Annotated in this window: 16 protein-coding genes; 9 read left to right on the top strand and 7 right to left on the bottom strand. The window is 58.6% G+C overall.

Annotated elements, in window-relative coordinates:
* Window positions 1-69 precede the first annotated feature (69 nt).
* Both pdhR and ampD read right to left on the bottom strand, forming a co-directional pair.
* Window positions 70-834 carry a pyruvate dehydrogenase complex transcriptional repressor PdhR gene (pdhR, locus tag ACTG1P_RS15400; protein WP_005336127.1) on the bottom strand — a complete coding sequence of 255 codons (765 nt, stop codon included), beginning with the start codon at window positions 832-834 and terminating at the stop codon, window positions 70-72.
* A gap of 278 nt (window positions 835-1,112) precedes the next feature.
* Window positions 1,113-1,688 carry a 1,6-anhydro-N-acetylmuramyl-L-alanine amidase AmpD gene (ampD, locus tag ACTG1P_RS15395; RefSeq protein WP_167571392.1) on the bottom strand — a complete coding sequence of 192 codons (576 nt, stop codon included), beginning with the start codon at window positions 1,686-1,688 and terminating at the stop codon, window positions 1,113-1,115.
* Window positions 1,689-1,818: 130 nt separating this feature from the next.
* On the opposite strand from ampD, the gene ACTG1P_RS15390 reads away from it, so the two are divergent.
* The 9 genes from ACTG1P_RS15390 to yacG all read left to right on the top strand — a co-directional run bounded on the left by ACTG1P_RS15390 (window position 1,819) and on the right by yacG (window position 9,686).
* Window positions 1,819-2,289: a retropepsin-like aspartic protease family protein gene (locus ACTG1P_RS15390; RefSeq protein WP_440001640.1), complete on the top strand. Its 471-nt coding sequence runs from the start codon at window positions 1,819-1,821 to the stop codon at window positions 2,287-2,289.
* A 3-nt stretch (window positions 2,290-2,292) separates the two neighbouring features.
* Complete coding sequence (gene nadC, locus ACTG1P_RS15385) at window positions 2,293-3,156, top strand: carboxylating nicotinate-nucleotide diphosphorylase (protein ID WP_440001639.1); 864 nt, start codon at window positions 2,293-2,295, stop codon at window positions 3,154-3,156.
* Window positions 3,157-3,471: 315 nt separating this feature from the next.
* Window positions 3,472-3,900 (top strand): type IVa pilus major pilin TapA, encoded by a 429-nt coding sequence (tapA, locus tag ACTG1P_RS15380; RefSeq protein ID WP_058057590.1) that lies wholly within the window; start codon window positions 3,472-3,474, stop codon window positions 3,898-3,900.
* Between the two features lie 3 nt (window positions 3,901-3,903).
* On the top strand, window positions 3,904-5,610 hold the full coding sequence (gene tapB / locus ACTG1P_RS15375; RefSeq protein WP_005336134.1) for a PilB family type IVa pilus assembly ATPase TapB: 1,707 nt from the start codon (window positions 3,904-3,906) through the stop codon (window positions 5,608-5,610).
* A gap of 240 nt (window positions 5,611-5,850) precedes the next feature.
* The gene (locus ACTG1P_RS15370; RefSeq protein ID WP_440001638.1) at window positions 5,851-7,092 is read left to right on the top strand and encodes a type II secretion system F family protein; all 1,242 of its coding nucleotides are present in this window, start codon (window positions 5,851-5,853) and stop codon (window positions 7,090-7,092) included.
* 129 nt (window positions 7,093-7,221) lie between these two features.
* Window positions 7,222-8,094, top strand: a complete 873-nt coding sequence (locus ACTG1P_RS15365) for a prepilin peptidase (RefSeq protein ID WP_440001637.1) — start codon at window positions 7,222-7,224, stop codon at window positions 8,092-8,094.
* Between the two features lie 13 nt (window positions 8,095-8,107).
* Complete coding sequence (gene coaE / locus ACTG1P_RS15360) at window positions 8,108-8,722, top strand: dephospho-CoA kinase (protein ID WP_440001636.1); 615 nt, start codon at window positions 8,108-8,110, stop codon at window positions 8,720-8,722.
* A 37-nt stretch (window positions 8,723-8,759) separates the two neighbouring features.
* Window positions 8,760-9,482 carry a cell division protein ZapD gene (zapD, locus tag ACTG1P_RS15355; protein WP_440001635.1) on the top strand — a complete coding sequence of 241 codons (723 nt, stop codon included), beginning with the start codon at window positions 8,760-8,762 and terminating at the stop codon, window positions 9,480-9,482.
* Between the two features lie 9 nt (window positions 9,483-9,491).
* Entirely contained in the window at window positions 9,492-9,686 is a 195-nt protein-coding gene (gene yacG / locus ACTG1P_RS15350; RefSeq protein ID WP_440001634.1) for a DNA gyrase inhibitor YacG, read from the top strand.
* A gap of 75 nt (window positions 9,687-9,761) precedes the next feature.
* On the opposite strand, the gene mutT is transcribed toward yacG, so the two are convergent.
* The 5 genes from mutT to ftsZ form a co-directional block, all read right to left on the bottom strand.
* Window positions 9,762-10,166, bottom strand: coding sequence for an 8-oxo-dGTP diphosphatase MutT (mutT, locus tag ACTG1P_RS15345; protein ID WP_440001633.1), 405 nt, complete (start codon window positions 10,164-10,166; stop codon window positions 9,762-9,764).
* 74 nt (window positions 10,167-10,240) lie between these two features.
* Window positions 10,241-12,961, bottom strand: coding sequence for a preprotein translocase subunit SecA (secA, locus tag ACTG1P_RS15340; RefSeq protein ID WP_440001632.1), 2,721 nt, complete (start codon window positions 12,959-12,961; stop codon window positions 10,241-10,243).
* A gap of 58 nt (window positions 12,962-13,019) precedes the next feature.
* Window positions 13,020-13,925, bottom strand: a complete 906-nt coding sequence (locus tag ACTG1P_RS15335; RefSeq protein ID WP_042058684.1) for a M23 family metallopeptidase — start codon at window positions 13,923-13,925, stop codon at window positions 13,020-13,022.
* Between the two features lie 140 nt (window positions 13,926-14,065).
* Window positions 14,066-14,989: a UDP-3-O-acyl-N-acetylglucosamine deacetylase gene (lpxC, locus tag ACTG1P_RS15330; protein WP_005336146.1), complete on the bottom strand. Its 924-nt coding sequence runs from the start codon at window positions 14,987-14,989 to the stop codon at window positions 14,066-14,068.
* Between the two features lie 99 nt (window positions 14,990-15,088).
* Complete coding sequence (ftsZ, locus tag ACTG1P_RS15325) at window positions 15,089-16,240, bottom strand: cell division protein FtsZ (RefSeq protein WP_005336147.1); 1,152 nt, start codon at window positions 16,238-16,240, stop codon at window positions 15,089-15,091.
* Window positions 16,241-16,242: the final 2 nt, after the last annotated feature.

Below are 16,242 nucleotides of genomic sequence, written 5' to 3'. Positions count from 1 at the left end.
TATGTTGTTGTGATTGCACGGCATTGCACGGCGAAGGGCGCAAGCATTCGACAATAGAGCCTTGTGGGATTAGTTTTCCTGCTGACGGATCCGACGCATGGATCGCTGGATCCGGCTGTCTTCCCTCTGCATATCCAACAAGGTGTCCTCGATAAAGGCCAGATGCTCATGACAAGCTGTTCTGGCCCGCTCCGGAGCCCCCGAAAGAATAGCCTCGATCAGATTCGCGCGATGGCGACGTATCTTGGCTACCACTCCCGGGCGGCGATTCAAAATCTCGTTATTCTGCAGAATGTTCTGTTCGAGCATCGGGCTCATGGCCCGCAGCAGGTGCAGCAGCACCACGTTGTGGGACGCCTCGGCCACCGCCAGATAGAACTGGGTCACGGCTGCCGACTCGGCCACCAGCGAGCCCAGCTGGCCCGCCTCTTCGATGGTGGTTTGCACCTGACGAATGCGCTCGAAATCAGACCCGGTTCCCCGCAAGGCCGCGTAGTAGGCACAGATGCCTTCCAGCGCGTGGCGAAACTCCAGCAGATCATACTGGGCTTCCGGGTGGGTACTGAGCAGTTCGAACAGAGGATCGGCGATCCCCTTGCTCAGGGCATTCTGCACATAAGTGCCGCCGCCCTGACGGCGATAAAGCAATCCGCGAGCTTCCAGTCGCTGGATGGCTTCGCGCAAGGAGGGGCGCGATACCTGAAACTGGATGGCGAGTTCCCGCTCGGGAGGCAATTTCTGCCCCGGCTGCAGGCTGCCTTCCAGAATCATCTGTTCCAGCTCGGCGACAATGGAGTCGGCTAACTTGGGTTGCGTAATCTTGCGATAGGGCATGAGGCTACTTTGTTAAATTGGTATTACCAATTTTATGGATGGGGCGAAAATTAGCAGAGGCCTTTTGAAAAGTCCACTCAAAAGATGATCTGAGTCAAGAATCAGCCCCACCACTTAAGAGGTAAAGCAGGGGAAACATGATTTAGCTCATAGAAAATGGTCTGACCAATATTCTTGACCTCGCTCACAAATAACATTTGCGCAACCAGAGACAAAAATGGCCTGCCAGATAGGCAAGCCATTGATTTTAAAATCCAAACTAAATTTGAATATTTGCTTTAGCTGTTTAGTAACTGACGGTAGTAATCCCACTGGAAACTGGCTCCGGGATCCGTCTTGCGTCCTGGTGCGATATCGCAATGGCCGACAATTTTTTCGTGGGTGATGGCCGGATAGCGCTCCGAGATAGCTCGAGTGAGTCCTGCCAGCGCCCGGTATTGAGCCTCGGTATAGGGGGTTTCGTCAGTCCCTTCCAGCTCGATGCCGATGGAGAAGTCATTACATGCCTCCCTCCCCTGCCAGCTCGAGACACCTGCATGCCAGGCGCGCGCGCCGAACGGCACATACTGCACCAGCTCGCCATCACGGCGGATCAGGCAGTGGGCCGAAACCCTCAGCTGATGGATACCGGCAAAATAGGGGTGAGCCTCAGGGTCGAGTCGTCCCATAAAGAGATCGTCGATAAAGGGACCGCCAAACTCCCCTGGCGGCAGGCTGATGCCATGAACCACCAGCAGGGAGATATCGTCCGGGGCGGCCCGTTCGTTGTGATGGGGAGAAGGCACCCGGCGCGCCTGCTGGCACCAGCCAGCGGCATCGATAGAGAAACAAGGTTGCGAAGCGAGTTGAGTCATCGGCTACTCGAGTTGGCTGATAAATGGCGAAAAAACGAAGATACGCGATAGGCAACCCGGCACCAACTCACTGAAGCAACGGGAAATGGTATGTTAGGCTGAGTCATCTTCCGCTCGATATGGATGGGGTATGCAGCACACGGCACGCTGGATGTGGTTACTGGCCTGGCTCTCTTTGATGGGTCTGCTGACCCTCTATTTTCACTCCCGCAACCAACCAAGCGTCACCGCCAGCGGCGAGCTGTTGCTGCGAGCCGACCAGAGCGGCCACTATCGTCTGGAGGGTGCCATCAACGGCCAGCCGGTGCAACTGCTGCTCGATACCGGCGCCACCCGGATCACCATCCCGCAGCAGGTTGCCGAGCGGCTCGGCCTGAGCGCTCACGGCAGCAGCCAGGTCAATACCGCTGCGGGGCAGATCCGGGTCGGCAACGGCACCATCGAAACGCTGGCGATGGGGCCATTGACCTTGTACGATCTGGCCATCTTTATCAATCCGGCGGCAGACGGTGACGAAGTGCTGGTTGGCATGAACGCCCTCGGTCGGCTGGAGCTGGTTCAAAAGGAGCGGCAACTGCTGCTCAGACCCTTGCAGGAATAAGGCATGTTTCAACAGGATGTCAGCCGCGCCGTGCGCGCCGCACTACTCGAAGATCTGGGCGATGCCCTCACCACGCTGGACCAACCGGACGCCAGCGCTGATATCACCGCCCAGCTGATCCCGGTCGACCGGATGGCCACTGCCCGGGTCATCACCCGTGAGGCCGGTGTGTTCTGCGGCCAGCCCTGGGTGGATGAAGTGTTCGTACAACTCGGCGGCGACGTGAAGGTGGAGTGGAAGGTGCAGGATGGGGAAGTGCTCTTCCCCAATCAGGAGCTGTTCCGCCTCCATGGCCCTGCCCGCCAGCTGCTGACTGGCGAGCGCAATGCGCTGAACTTTGTCCAGACCCTCTCCGGCGTCGCCACCCTCACTGCTCGCTATGTGGCTGAACTGGAGGGCACCGACTGCCGCCTGCTCGACACCCGCAAGACCATACCGGGGCTGCGCACCGCCCAGAAGTACGCGGTCACCTGTGGCGGCGGCAAAAACCACCGCATCGGGCTCTATGACGCCTATCTCATCAAAGAGAACCATATCCTCGCCTGTGGCGGCATTGCCGAGGCGATTAATGAGGCTCGTCATCTCAATCCGGGTAAACCGGTAGAGGTGGAAGTGGAATCACTGGCAGAGCTGGAGCAGGCGCTGGCGGCAAAAGCCGATATCGTGATGCTGGACAACTTCGACGTGACTATGATGCGGGAAGCGGTTGCCATCAATCAGGGCCGAGCCAAGCTGGAAGTCTCCGGCAATGTGACGCTGGACACCCTGGCCGAGTTTGCCGCCACCGGCGTCGATTTTATCTCGGTCGGGGCGCTCACCAAGCATGTGCGGGCGCTCGATCTCTCCATGCGCTTTATCCAGCAGTGAGATTCACCCCGCAGGCCTGAGCAATTACTCGACCTAACCGGATAAACAACTTGCAAAAGGCGCCATGGGCGCCTTTTCTTTATGCAGGATCCCTCAGCAAAGGAGTGTAATGACGGACCCGCTTTCACCCGTAACAAAGAGTCATAAGAAGCTACTTATTTTATGACTCGCATCAAGTTTTTGGTAAATGACATGAAAGTGGTTAACAAAGGCAGCAATCTCTGTTGCCACCCCTGACAGCTCGGATAAGATACTGACGTTCGGATGGTTTTCTACCGACACTTCCCAGGAACCAAGGATAAAAGGATATTTCAAATGAAGAAACAATCGGGTTTTACCCTTATTGAACTGATGATCGTGGTCGCGATCGTGGCCATTTTGGCTGCAGTAGCATTGCCGGCTTATCAGACCTACACCAAAAAAGCTAAGTTTACTGAAGTCGTATCTGCAGTGGGCCCATTTAAAACAGCAATTGAGATCTGTGCACAAACAACTGCCGCTCCTGACGGTACACTCTCAACATGTGACGCCGGAACTAATGGAGTCCCTCCCGCAGTAAGCGCAGCTAATGGAAATGTTGCGACCGTAGATGTAAGCACCACAACTAACGCGATAACCGCAACCGCTACAACCACTAACGGATTAAATGGCGAGCAGTACATTCTTATTCCTACAGTGCAAAGTGGGAAAGTGAATTGGGCTGCAAGTTCATCAGCATCCTGCGTAGCAGCAGGTATCTGCTAACGCATGACCTCTAGCCCTAATAGCGGCCTGGCGTTAAGCTTGGCCGCCTCTTCACTGATCAGTGAAGAGGACTCCCAGCGCTATCTGAGCCAGGCCAAGGCCCAGCGCAAACCCTTTGTGACATTTCTGATAGAAAACGAGATCCTCGACAGCAAGGCGCTCGCCGACTTTTGCGAGCTGGAGTATGGGGTACCTCTGCTGGATCTTGCCGCCTTCGACTTGGCCGAGATCCCGCAGAAGTACCTCAATCAGAAGCTGATTGAGAAACACCATGTGCTGCCCATCTACACCCAAGGCCACACCCTCTATATCGCCATGTCGGATCCGACCAATGTCTCAGCGTTGGAGGACTTCGGCTTCAGCTTTGGCCTTCATACCGAGGCGCTGCTGGTGGAGGAGAACAAGCTCACCGCCGCCATCGGCAAGCTGCTGGAGAGCGAAAATGACGCCCTCGGCATGGAGGATATCGACGAGTCCGAGATTTCTGATCTCGAGGTCTCTGACGAGAACAGCCGCCTCGACGAAAGCGTTAATACCGCCGATGACGATGCCCCCATCGTCAAGTACATCAACAAGATCCTGATGGACGCCATCAAGCGTGGTGCCTCCGACCTGCACTTCGAGCCATATGAGTTCAAGTATCGGGTGCGCTTTCGCATCGACGGTATTCTGCATGAAATTGCTACCCCGCCGGTCAACCTCTCCAACCGCTTCTCCGCTCGCCTCAAGGTGATGGCGCGGCTCGATATCGCCGAGCGGCGGCTGCCGCAGGATGGCCGCATCAAGCTGAAGCTGTCGCGCAACAAGTCGATGGATATGCGGGTCAACACCCTGCCCACCATGTGGGGGGAGAAGATCGTTATCCGTCTGCTCGACTCCTCGGCGGCACGCCTTAATATCGAGCAACTCGGCTTTGATGACCGGCAGAAGGCGCAGTACCTGCGCGCCCTCTCCAAGCCACAGGGGATGATCCTGGTGACCGGCCCCACCGGCTCGGGCAAAACGGTCTCGCTCTATACCGGCCTCAATATTCTCAACACCACCGAGGTAAATATCTCTACCGCTGAAGATCCGGTGGAGATCAACTTGCCCGGCGTCAACCAGGTGCAGGTCAACCCCAAGGCGGGGCTCACCTTCGCCAGCGCCCTGCGCTCCTTCTTGCGGCAAGACCCGGATGTGGTGATGGTGGGTGAAATTCGCGATCTCGAAACCGCCGAGATTGCCATCAAGGCTGCCCAAACCGGTCACCTGGTGCTCTCCACCCTGCACACCAACTCCGCCGCCGAGACCCTGACCCGGATGATGAACATGGGGGTACCGGCCTTCAACATCGCCTCCTCGGTGACCCTGATCATGGCCCAGCGGCTGGCCCGTAAACTGTGCGACCACTGCAAAGCGCCGGAAGTGGTGCCGGAAGCCGAACTGCTGGAGCTGGGCTTTACGCCGCAGCAACTGGCGGCCGGACTGCGACTGTTCAAACCGGTCGGTTGCAAGGAGTGTTCCGGCGGCTACAAGGGGCGGGTCGGCATCTACGAAATCATGTTGATGTCGGAGAACATCGCCAAATTGATCATGCAAGGGGCCAACTCCCTGCAAATCGCCGCGATCGCCCAGAAGGAAGGGATGCGTACCCTGCGCACCTCGGGACTGGAGAAGGCCCGGCTCGGGGTCACCAGTCTGGCCGAGGTCAACCGGGTCACCACCAACTGATCCGCGTAGCGGAACGACCCGCCGGTTTGGTTGGCAGAGCGAATTCGTCGTTCACGAACACGGAATAGATGACAGCCCGAATGACAGAATAATCAGGCATTAAAGTGACCGGGCTGGCGCCAAGAAGGTACCACCCACCCTATCAGTACCCCGCAGGCATCAAGCCAGTCGGGCACCTTGACCAGGTTGGTGACGCGCAGAGTCCGACTCTGACAACCAACCCCATTGCAGGATGCAAAGATGGCAACCCTAACGAAAAAGAACAATGCCCCCAAGAAAGTCTTCGCCTTCCGCTGGCACGGGGTAAACCGCAAGGGGCAGAAGGTCTCCGGCGAGCTGCAGGCCGACAGCATCAACACCGTCAAGACCGAACTGCGCAAGCAGGGGGTCAACGTCACCAAGGTAGCCAAGAAATCCCAGGGGCTCTTCTCCAAGGGCGGCGCCAAGATCAAGCCGATGGATATCGCCATCGTCTCACGCCAGATCACCACCATGCTCTCCGCCGGTGTACCGCTGGTGCAGAGCCTGCAGATCATCGCCCGCAGCCACGAAAAAGCGGCCATGCGCGAGCTGATGGGGCAGATCGCCGCCGATGTGGAGACCGGCACCCCCATGTCAGAGGCGTTGCGCCGCCACCCCCGCTATTTTGACGATCTCTACTGCGATCTGGTGGAAGCAGGGGAGCAATCCGGTGCGCTCGAGACCATCTACGACCGTATCGCCACCTATCGGGAGAAGTCTGAGGCGCTCAAGTCGAAGATCAAGAAGGCGATGTTCTACCCCACCATGGTCATTCTGGTCGCTATCGTGGTGACCTCTATCCTGCTGCTGTTCGTCATCCCGCAGTTTGAAGATATCTTCAAGAGCTTCGGTGCGGAGCTGCCGGTGTTCACCCAGTTTGTTATCGGCATCTCCCGCTTTATGCAGAACTGGTGGTATGTCTTCTTTGGTGGCGCTGCGCTCGCCATCTTCCTCTATGTCCGCGCCTGGCGCGCCTCCCAGAAGGTGAGAGACAATACCGACAAGTTTGTGCTCACTATCCCGGTGGTCGGGATGATCCTGCACAAGGCGGCGATGGCTCGCTTTGCTCGCACCCTTTCCACCACCTTCTCGGCCGGTATTCCGCTGGTGGATGCCCTCATCTCGGCGGCCGGTGCCTCCGGCAACTATGTCTATCGCACCGCCGTCATGGCCATTCGCAATGAGGTGGTGGCCGGTATGCAGATCAACGTGGCGATGCGCACCGTCGATCTCTTCCCCGACATGGTGATCCAGATGGTGATGATCGGCGAGGAGTCCGGCGCCATCGATGATATGCTCTCCAAGGTCGCCACCATCTTCGAACAGGAGGTGGATGATCTGGTCGATGGCCTCACCAGCCTGCTGGAACCCCTCATCATGGTGGTGCTCGGGGTGCTGGTCGGTGGCATGGTGATCGCCATGTACCTGCCCATCTTCAAACTTGGCGATGTGGTGGGTTGATCGGCCTCGGGGCGGGCGGCATTCGGGAATGGGGTGTCGGGAATCGTTAATCGAGCCACGAATCCCGATTCACCATTCACCATTCACCATTCACCATTCACCATTCACCAATAACGGCCAACCACACCTATGTCTGTTGTACTTGACCTCGCTCACAGCTTGCCCTGGCTCTACTTCTCGCTGGTTTTTCTCTTTTCCCTGATGATCGGCAGTTTCCTTAACGTGGTCATCCACCGCCTCCCCATCATGCTGGAGCGGGAGTGGCAGGCTGAGTATCGCAGCTACTTTTCCCCCGACGAAGAGGCCGTGGCGCCCACGCGCTACAACCTGATGGTGCCGCGCTCCGCCTGCCCCCACTGTGGCCATGCCATCTCGGCCGTCGAGAACATCCCGCTGTTGAGCTGGCTCTGGCTCAAAGGGCGTTGCCGCGACTGTCAGGCGCCCATCTCGGCGCGCTATCCGCTGGTGGAATTGCTGACCGCTCTGCTGTCGCTGGCGGTCGCTATAGTGATCCCGCCAGGTTGGGGCACGCTGGCCGCCCTGCTGCTCACCTGGGTGCTGGTCGCCCTCACCTTTATCGATCTCGACAAGATGTTGCTGCCCGACCAGCTCACCCTGCCACTGTTGTGGGGCGGGCTGCTGTTCAATCTGGCAGGTGGCTTCGTGCCGCTGGCTGATGCCGTGATTGGCGCCATGGCGGGCTATCTGGTGCTCTGGAGCCTCTACTGGGCCTTCAAGCTGCTCACCGGCAAGGAGGGGATGGGATATGGCGACTTCAAGCTGCTGGCGGCCCTGGGCGGCTGGATCGGCTGGCAGGCGCTGCCCATTATTCTGCTGCTCTCATCCCTGGTCGGCGCCGTGATCGGCATCAGCCTGATCGCGCTGCGCAGGCACCATCAGGGCAACCCCATTCCCTTCGGCCCCTACCTCGCCATCGCGGGCTGGATTGCCCTGCTATGGGGCGATACCATTACCAACTGGTATCTCTCTACCCTGCTTTGAGCAAGAGGCCCCCATGTATATCGTTGCTATCACCGGCGGTATCGGCAGCGGCAAGACCACCATCGCCAATCAGTTTGCCGAGCTGGGTATCGAGGTGGTGGATGCCGATGTGATCGCCCGCGAGGTCGTAGAGCCGGGCACCCCGGCCCTTGCCGCCATCGCCGACCATTTTGGCCCGGATGTGATTGAGCCGAGCGGTCAACTCGACCGTCGGGCCCTGCGCGAGCGGGTCTTCAGCGACCCACAGGCCAAGGGGTGGCTCAATGCCCTGCTCCATCCGCTGATTCGCAGCGAAATGCAGCGTCAGTGTACCGAGGCACGCTCACCTTACTGCCTGCTGGTGGTGCCGCTGCTGGTGGAGAACAAACTCACCGGCCTCGCCAACCGGGTGCTGGTGATCGATGTGGATGAAGCCACCCAGATTGAGCGCACCTGCCGCCGGGATGGGATATCGGCCGAGCAGGCCCGGGCCATCATCGCCGCTCAGGCGAGCCGGTCGGAACGTCTCGCTGCGGCGGATGATGTCATCGAAAACCACAATGGCAGCGAAATGGCGATTAAAACGCGGATTTTGGCGCTGCACGAGACATATCTGGCAATTGCCTCTCAACAACCCCGTCAACAGTGAGTACACTAGGCCGGTTTATGGCTGGCCAGGATTAGGCATGATTTACGATTTTCCCCTCAATGAAAAAAGCCGGACCTACCTGCGTCTGGAGTCCCTGTTTTCCCAAATTCGCGACAATCTGGAGAGCGAGCACTCCTGGGCCCACATCGCCTTCTTCAAAGGGCTGTTCGATCTGCAGGAGTTGCTGGAACGTGGTGACCTGCGCGCCGACCTCATCAAGGATCTGGAGCGTCTCGGCCAGCGTCTGAGCCACTGGGCCAGCCTGCCCGACGTCGATCTGGACCAGATCAAACAGATGCAGCAAGAGAGCAGCCAGCTCTCCCGCAACCTGCTGAGCGCCGCCCGCCCGGGTGCCCGCTTGAAAGAGGATCGTCTGCTCGGTTCCATCCGCCAGCGCTTCTCCATTCCCGGTGGTCTGTGTGCCTTCGACGTGCCCCAGCTGCATCACTGGCTCGGTACCCCGGCCATCACCCGTCACCAGCAGATGCAGGGCTGGCTGAGCGACATCACCCTGCTGATGAACGCCATTACCCTGTTGCTGCGTCTGTGGCGTGAATCAGGCAGCTTCAGCGAGCAGGTGGCGACCAATGGCTTCTTCCAGGACACCGCAGAGAGCGCCGAGCTGATCCGCATCAAGCTGCCGGGCAATCTGTTTTGCTACCCGACCCTGAGTGGCCACAAGAACCGCTTTGCTCTGCGCTTTCTGCCTACCGGCGAGCAGCAGATTGGCGATGTGCCGTTCCAGCTCGCCTGCTGCTAAGGAGCGCATATGGTCACCAAGGTAAAGTGTCCAACCTGCCAGAGCGACGTGGAGTGGGGCCCACAGAGTCCGTTCCGCCCCTTCTGCAGCAAGCGCTGCCAGTTGATCGATCTCGGCGAGTGGGCCGATGAAGAGAAGCGGATCTCCGGGGAGATCAACCCGGATCTGCTGCCGGAGCCGGAAGAGGGCGATCAATGGCTATAAGTCAGTGGTCGCTCACCTGTGTCAAATGAAAAAGGGCCGACGGGCCCTTTTTCACGCTTGTTGATGGCTACCGGCTCACGCCAGCAGACCCTGTAGCCGCGCTACAATCGGGCCATTGGCATCGGGGAAGTGGTAGTGGTGCAGTTCGGCCACCGGCACCCACAGACACTCCTGCCCCTCCTTGCCGAACGGTTCACCGCTAAAACGGGTCACCTTCCAGATATCCAGCAACACCTGCTTCTCGGGATAGTCGTGCTGTAGCTCCATGAAGGGGGCACAATCCTGCACCCGGATGCCGATCTCTTCCCACAGTTCCCGATCCAGTGCGGTGAGCAGATCCTCGCCCGATTCTACCTTGCCACCGGGAAACTCCCAGCGCCCCCCCTGATGGCGATCGGAGGAGCGTCTGGCGATGAAGATATCGCCCCGTTCATTCTCGATGACGCCAACCGCCACCCAGATCCGTTTTTTCTGTTCCATCAATTACCTCTGTTCGCTTGTTGCCACCAATAACAAGGCGGGCACTTGGCCCGCCTGTTATGACATAGCGTCGATCAGGTCAACTGACCGTGGCAGTGCTTGTACTTCTTGCCGGAACCGCACGGGCAGGGATCGTTGCGACCAACCTTCTGCTCGTCGCGTACGAAGGTGGTGTGGCCCTCTTCGCCTGCGGCCTGTTCATCGGCCAGCTGGTTCTCGGCAGCGGCGTGGGTGTAGGTGCGGGGAGCGGCTTGTGCCTGCTGGCGCTGCTGCTCTTCCATCACTTCCACATCGCGCTCCTGCACCTGAACACGGCTCAGGATGCTGACCACATCGCGCTTGAGGGTTTCCAGCATCTGGGTGAACAGATCGAAGGATTCGCGCTTGTACTCCTGCTTGGGGTTCTTCTGGGCGTAACCGCGCAGATGGATGCCCTGACGCAGGTGATCCATGGCCGCCAGATGCTCTTTCCAGAGGCCATCCAGAGTTTGCAACATGACCGCCTTCTCGAAGTTGCGCAGCACCTCTTTGCCGACCAGCTCTTCCTTGTGGGTATAGAGCTTGGTGGCTTCGCTCAGAATCCGCTCGCGCAGCTTCTCTTCATACAGCTTGTCATCTTCCGCCAGCCACTGTTGCAGCGGCAGATCCAGCGCGAAGTCCGCCTTCAGGCGCGCTTCCAGACCCGGCACGTCCCACATCTCTTCCAGAGACTGGGGCGGGATGTACTCGTCGATCACCGCGCCGTACACATCGTCACGGATAACGTGGATGGTCTCGGAGATGTCGTTGGTATCGAGCAGCTCGTTGCGCTGCTCGTAGACCACTTTGCGCTGGTCGTTGGCAACGTCATCAAACTCCAGCAAGCTCTTGCGGATGTCGAAGTTGCGACCTTCCACCTTGCGCTGGGCGTTTTCGATCGCCTTGGTGACCCACGGGTGCTCGATGGCTTCGCCCTCTTCCATGCCCAGCTTCTTCATCATGCCGGTCACGCGATCGGAGGCGAAGATCCGCATCAGGGTATCTTCCATCGAGAGATAGAAGCGGGAGGAACCCGGGTCACCCTGACGACCGGAACGGCCGCGCAGCTGGTTGTCGATGCGACGGGACTCGTGACGCTCGGTACCGATAATGTGCAGACCACCGGCGGCCAGCACGGCATCGTGGCGTACCTGCCAGGCTGCCTTGATCTCACGGATCTGTTCGTCGGTCGGGTTCTCCAGCTTGGCGATCTCCGCCTGCCAGTTGCCGCCCAACACGATGTCGGTACCCCGACCGGCCATGTTGGTGGCGATGGTCACGGCGCCGGACTGGCCAGCCTGAGCAACGATCTCCGCTTCCATGGCGTGGAACTTGGCGTTCAGCACCTGGTGCGGGATCTTCTCTTTGTTGAGGATACCGGAGAGCAGCTCGGAGTTTTCGATAGAGACGGTCCCCACCAGCACCGGCTGGCCACGCTCCACACACTCACGAATATCCTTGACGATAGCAGCATACTTCTCATTGGCGGTCAGGTAGACCAGATCGCCCATGTCCTTGCGCACCATCGGCTTGTTGGTCGGGATTACCACGGTATCCAGGCCATAAATCTGTTGGAATTCAAATGCTTCTGTATCGGCAGTACCCGTCATCCCCGCCAGCTTGTTGTAGAGGCGGAAGTAGTTCTGGAAGGTGATTGAGGCCAGCGTCTGGTTCTCGTTCTGGATCTTGACCCCTTCCTTCGCCTCGACAGCCTGGTGCAGGCCATCAGACCAGCGACGACCCGGCATGGTACGACCGGTATGCTCGTCGACGATGACGATCTCGTCCTTCTGGACGATGTAGTCCACGTTGCGCTCAAACAGGGTGTGAGCGCGCAGGCCGGCGTTGACGTGGTGCAGCAGGCTGATGTTGGAGGCGGAGAACAGGGAGTCGTTCTCGTCCAGCAGCCCCTCTTTCTTGAGCAGCTCTTCCACGAAGATCTGGCCGTTTTCGGTCAGCAGGGCCTGACGGTTCTTCTCGTCCACCGTGTAGTGACCGTCGCCGGTGTACTCTTCGGTATCTTCCTTGTCTTGCTTGACCAGCAGCGGGATCAGCTTGTTGACGCGAATATAGTGCTCGGAGCTGTCTTCGGCCGGGCCGGAGATGATCAGCGGGGTACGGGCTTCATCGATAAGCACCGAGTCCACCTCATCCACCAGCGCATAGTTGAGCGGACGCTGTACACGCTGCTCTGGCGAGAACGCCATGTTGTCGCGCAGGTAGTCGAAACCGAATTCGTTGTTGGTACCGTAGGTGATGTCGGCGGCGTAGGCGTCACGCTTCTGGGACGCATCCATACCGGGCACGTTGCAATCGACGGTCATACCGAGGAAGGTGAACAGCGGGCGGTTCGCCTCGGCGTCACGTTTGGCCAGATAGTCGTTCACTGTCACCACGTGTACGCCGCGACCGGAGAGCGCGTTCAGATAAGCCGGCAGGGTGGCGGTCAGGGTTTTACCTTCACCTGTCTTCATTTCCGCGATACGGTTGGAGTTCAGCACCATGCCGCCGATCAGCTGCACGTCGAAGTGACGCATGCCGAACACCCGCTTGGAGGCTTCACGCACGGTCGCAAACGCTTCCGGCAGCAGTTGCTCCAAGGTCTCGCCCTGCTCGATACGCTGACGGTATTCGGCCGTCTTGGCCTGCAGCTCAGCGTCGGAGAGCGCCTCAAACTGCGGCTCCATGGCATTGATCTGTTTTACAATTTTGCGCAAAGCCTTGAGCGTTCTGTCGTTCCGGCTGCCGATAATCTTGGTAAGCAGTGTGCTAATCATGGGTACCAACTATTTCTGGTTATAAAAGCGTTCCGTCACTGGAACTGAAGAAAAAAACCTAACCCCGGCTGGCACTGAGAAAGCGTGCGGGGTTGACCTGACGACCGTCTTTCAACACTTCGTAATGCAGATGGACCCCGGTCGCGCGACCGGTACGTCCCATCAAGGCAATCTTCTGACCCTGATCAACCAGGGTGCCCACCTCGACCAGCAACCTGGAGTTGTGGGCATAGCGGGTGACCAGGCCATTGCCGTGATTAATCTCCACCATATTGCCAAATTCCGGATGACGGCCCGCCCAGCTGACAATGCCGGGCCCGGTGGCCAGAATCGGGGTTCCGGGTTTGCCACGGAAATCGACCCCTTTGTGCATCTTGGCACGCCCGTTGAACGGATCGACCCGCCCACCAAACCCGGACGAGACCCAAACTCGCTCCTGTTTGACTGGCGTGCCGGAAATAAAACCGGCATCGGTGATATGGTGATTCATGATGAAAGATTCAAGTACCGACAGCTGCTCTTCGCGGCTGCTGAGCTGCTGGCTGAGGTGTTTCATCGAGGCTTGCAGCTCGTTGAGGCTCACTTCCAGATCTTCATCATAAGAAGGGCCGCCCATGGGGGGCAGCTCTTTGAAATTGAACTCGTCGGGGTCGAGATCGGCCTGCTCGGTCAATCGTTCGCCGAGGGCATTGAGACGGCCAAGCTGGCCCTGCATGGTACCCACCTGAGCAGCCAGCATTGCCAACTGTTCACGGGCTTCATCGCCACTCTGGTCGACGGACTGTTGCTCGGCAACGGCAAGCGCCACTTCCAGCGCCTCCATTTTCTGGTGCCAGCTCTGCCAGAGCCAACCACCACCAAGGGCCAACAGGGAGAAGAGAATACCGCCGACCCAGGCCAGACGTTGTTTGGGCAGGTGCAACTTGCGTCGCTGCTTGCCGTGGAGGATCAGGGTAATGCTCATAGAACTAAGTCTGCTCGGTCAGGTGCGGCCATGAGCCTGCACGGGAAATAAAACCGGGAGATAATCGGTATTAAAGGATGGAGTAAACAAATGACGGAACGTCGGTGCGGAGAGAGGACCGACGTTCCGTTGCACAGCTATCAGGCCAGAACCAGACCGTTATCGTAGTAAGCGATAGGCGCTTTGTCGCCCTCACCCTCGAAGGTCACCAGTTCCCAAGCCTCCTGCTCGGCCAGCAGGGCACGCAGCAGCTTGTTGTTCAGGGCATGTCCGGTCTTGTAGGCACGGAACTCACCAATGATACTGCGGTTACACATATAGAGGTCACCGATCGCGTCCAGCATCTTGTGCTTGACGAACTCGTCCTCATAACGCAAACCATCTTCGTTCAGCACCCGATAGTCGTCCAGTACCACGGCGTTTTCCAGGCTTCCGCCCAGCGCCAGGTTCTGGGAACGCAGGTACTCGATATCACGCATGAACCCGAAGGTACGGGCACGGCTGATCTCTTTCACGAAGGAGGCACCGGAGAAGTCCAGTACACAACGCTGATTGCGCCCTTCAAAGACCGGATGCTGGAAATCGATCTCGAGATCCATCTTGAAGCCATTGCGATAAGGGTGGAATTCCGCCCACTTGTCGCCGTCTTCAACACGGATGCTCTTCTTGATCCGCACAAACTGCTTGGCAGCATTTTGCTCACGGATCCCGACTTCCTGCAGCAGGTAGATAAAGGGATGCGCGCTGCCGTCCATCACCGGGATCTCGGGCGCGTCAACCTCAACGTAGAGGTTGTCGATCCCCATCCCGGCCAGCGCGGCAGAGAGGTGCTCAATGGTAGAGACCCGGACACCGGCTTCATTGACCAGAGCGGTACAGAGCACGGTATCGCGCACCTGATCGGCATTGGCTGGCAGCTCCACCACAGGATTCAGGTCGGTACGCAAGTAAACGATCCCTGTGTTCACAGGCGCCGGACGGAACGTCATGGTGACTTTCCGGCCCGAATGCAGGCCGACACCAGTCGCCTGTACACTCGTTTTCAAGGTTCTTTGTCTAATCATGGGTGTACCCTAAACAGCTTAAAATCCGGACCAGATGGTCGTTGGCAGGCCATCTTAGCACATTCCTTGAACAACAAACAAACAAGAGCCATAAGAGGCTTAGTCAGCTTGCTTGCGCAGGAACGCCGGAATATCCAGGTAATCCGGTTCGCGACGAGCTTGCGGCTCGGCGTTGACCACCTTGGCCGGGGCTTCGTCCATCACGCGGCCTTGCATCATGTCGCTGACCAGCGGCTGACGTACCGGGCGCTCTTGCACCTGGCTGCTCTTGACCAGAGTGATGTCCGGCTTGCGCTCGGCACCGATACCGGTCGCAACCACGGTCACACGCAGTTCGTCGTGCATTTCCGGGTCGATTACGGTACCCACAACAACGGTAGCGTTCTCGGAGGCGAAGGCCTTGACCGCGTTACCCACGGTTTCGAACTCTTCGATGGTCATGTCCATGCCGGCGGTGATGTTGACCAGGATGCCACGGGCACCGGCCAGATCCACGTCTTCCAGCAGCGGGCTGGAGATGGCTTTCTCAGCCGCTTCTTCGGCACGGTCATCACCGGAGGCGGAACCGGTACCCATCATGGCGGTACCCATTTCACGCATCACGGTACGCACGTCCGCGAAGTCGACGTTGATCAAGCCCGGACGGGTGATCAGCTCGGCAATGCCCTGTACCGCGCCAAGCAGTACATCGTTGGCAGCCTTGAAGGCGTCCAGTAGGGAGATGCCGCGACCCAGCACCTTCAGCAACTTGTCGTTGGGGATGGTGATCAGGGAGTCGACATTTTTGGACAGCTCCTCGATGCCGTGAGCGGCGAAGCCCATCCGCTTCTTCCCTTCGAAGGAGAACGGCTTGGTGACGACGGCGACGGTCAGGATGCCCATCTCGCGCGCCACTTCGGCCACGATCGGTGCGGCACCGGTACCGGTACCACCACCCATGCCGGCAGCGATGAACACCATGTCGGAACCGGTCAGCAGCTCACGCAGCGCTTCGCGATCTTCCATGGCCGCATCACGACCCACTTCCGGATTGGCGCCGGCACCCAGACCCTTGGTGATGCCACCACCGATCTGCAGGGTAGTGTTGGCGCTGGAGTTACGCAGTGCCTGGGCGTCGGTGTTGACGGTAATGAACTCAACACCCTCAATATTTTGACGAACCATGTGCTCGACAGCGTTACCGCCGCCGCCACCTACACCGATCACTTTAATGACGGCTTCGTCAGTGTGGCTATCCATAAATTCAAACATGT

Origin of the sequence: Aeromonas sp. 11P (genome assembly GCF_051920165.1) — a bacterium.
Classification (GTDB): domain Bacteria; phylum Pseudomonadota; class Gammaproteobacteria; order Enterobacterales; family Aeromonadaceae; genus Aeromonas; species Aeromonas veronii.
This window is presented reverse-complemented; position numbering and strand designations above follow the sequence as displayed.

Bases quoted from the DNA above. Each gene is read 5' to 3' on its own strand.
- ftsZ (WP_005336147.1), bottom strand. From the start codon at position 16,240: ATGTTTGAATTTATGGATAGCCACACTGACGAAGCCGTCATTAAAGTG.
- tapB (WP_005336134.1), top strand. From the start codon at position 3,904: ATGACCTCTAGCCCTAATAGCGGCCTGGCGTTAAGCTTGGCCGCCTCT.
- ACTG1P_RS15335 (WP_042058684.1), bottom strand. From the start codon at position 13,925: ATGAGCATTACCCTGATCCTCCACGGCAAGCAGCGACGCAAGTTGCAC.
- nadC (WP_440001639.1), top strand. From the start codon at position 2,293: ATGTTTCAACAGGATGTCAGCCGCGCCGTGCGCGCCGCACTACTCGAA.
- pdhR (WP_005336127.1), bottom strand. From the start codon at position 834: ATGCCCTATCGCAAGATTACGCAACCCAAGTTAGCCGACTCCATTGTC.
- ampD (WP_167571392.1), bottom strand. From the start codon at position 1,688: ATGACTCAACTCGCTTCGCAACCTTGTTTCTCTATCGATGCCGCTGGC.
- secA (WP_440001632.1), bottom strand. From the start codon at position 12,961: ATGATTAGCACACTGCTTACCAAGATTATCGGCAGCCGGAACGACAGA.
- tapA (WP_058057590.1), top strand. From the start codon at position 3,472: ATGAAGAAACAATCGGGTTTTACCCTTATTGAACTGATGATCGTGGTC.
- ACTG1P_RS15365 (WP_440001637.1), top strand. From the start codon at position 7,222: ATGTCTGTTGTACTTGACCTCGCTCACAGCTTGCCCTGGCTCTACTTC.
- coaE (WP_440001636.1), top strand. From the start codon at position 8,108: ATGTATATCGTTGCTATCACCGGCGGTATCGGCAGCGGCAAGACCACC.
- yacG (WP_440001634.1), top strand. From the start codon at position 9,492: ATGGTCACCAAGGTAAAGTGTCCAACCTGCCAGAGCGACGTGGAGTGG.
- lpxC (WP_005336146.1), bottom strand. From the start codon at position 14,989: ATGATTAGACAAAGAACCTTGAAAACGAGTGTACAGGCGACTGGTGTC.
- zapD (WP_440001635.1), top strand. From the start codon at position 8,760: ATGATTTACGATTTTCCCCTCAATGAAAAAAGCCGGACCTACCTGCGT.
- ACTG1P_RS15390 (WP_440001640.1), top strand. From the start codon at position 1,819: ATGCAGCACACGGCACGCTGGATGTGGTTACTGGCCTGGCTCTCTTTG.
- ACTG1P_RS15370 (WP_440001638.1), top strand. From the start codon at position 5,851: ATGGCAACCCTAACGAAAAAGAACAATGCCCCCAAGAAAGTCTTCGCC.
- mutT (WP_440001633.1), bottom strand. From the start codon at position 10,166: ATGGAACAGAAAAAACGGATCTGGGTGGCGGTTGGCGTCATCGAGAAT.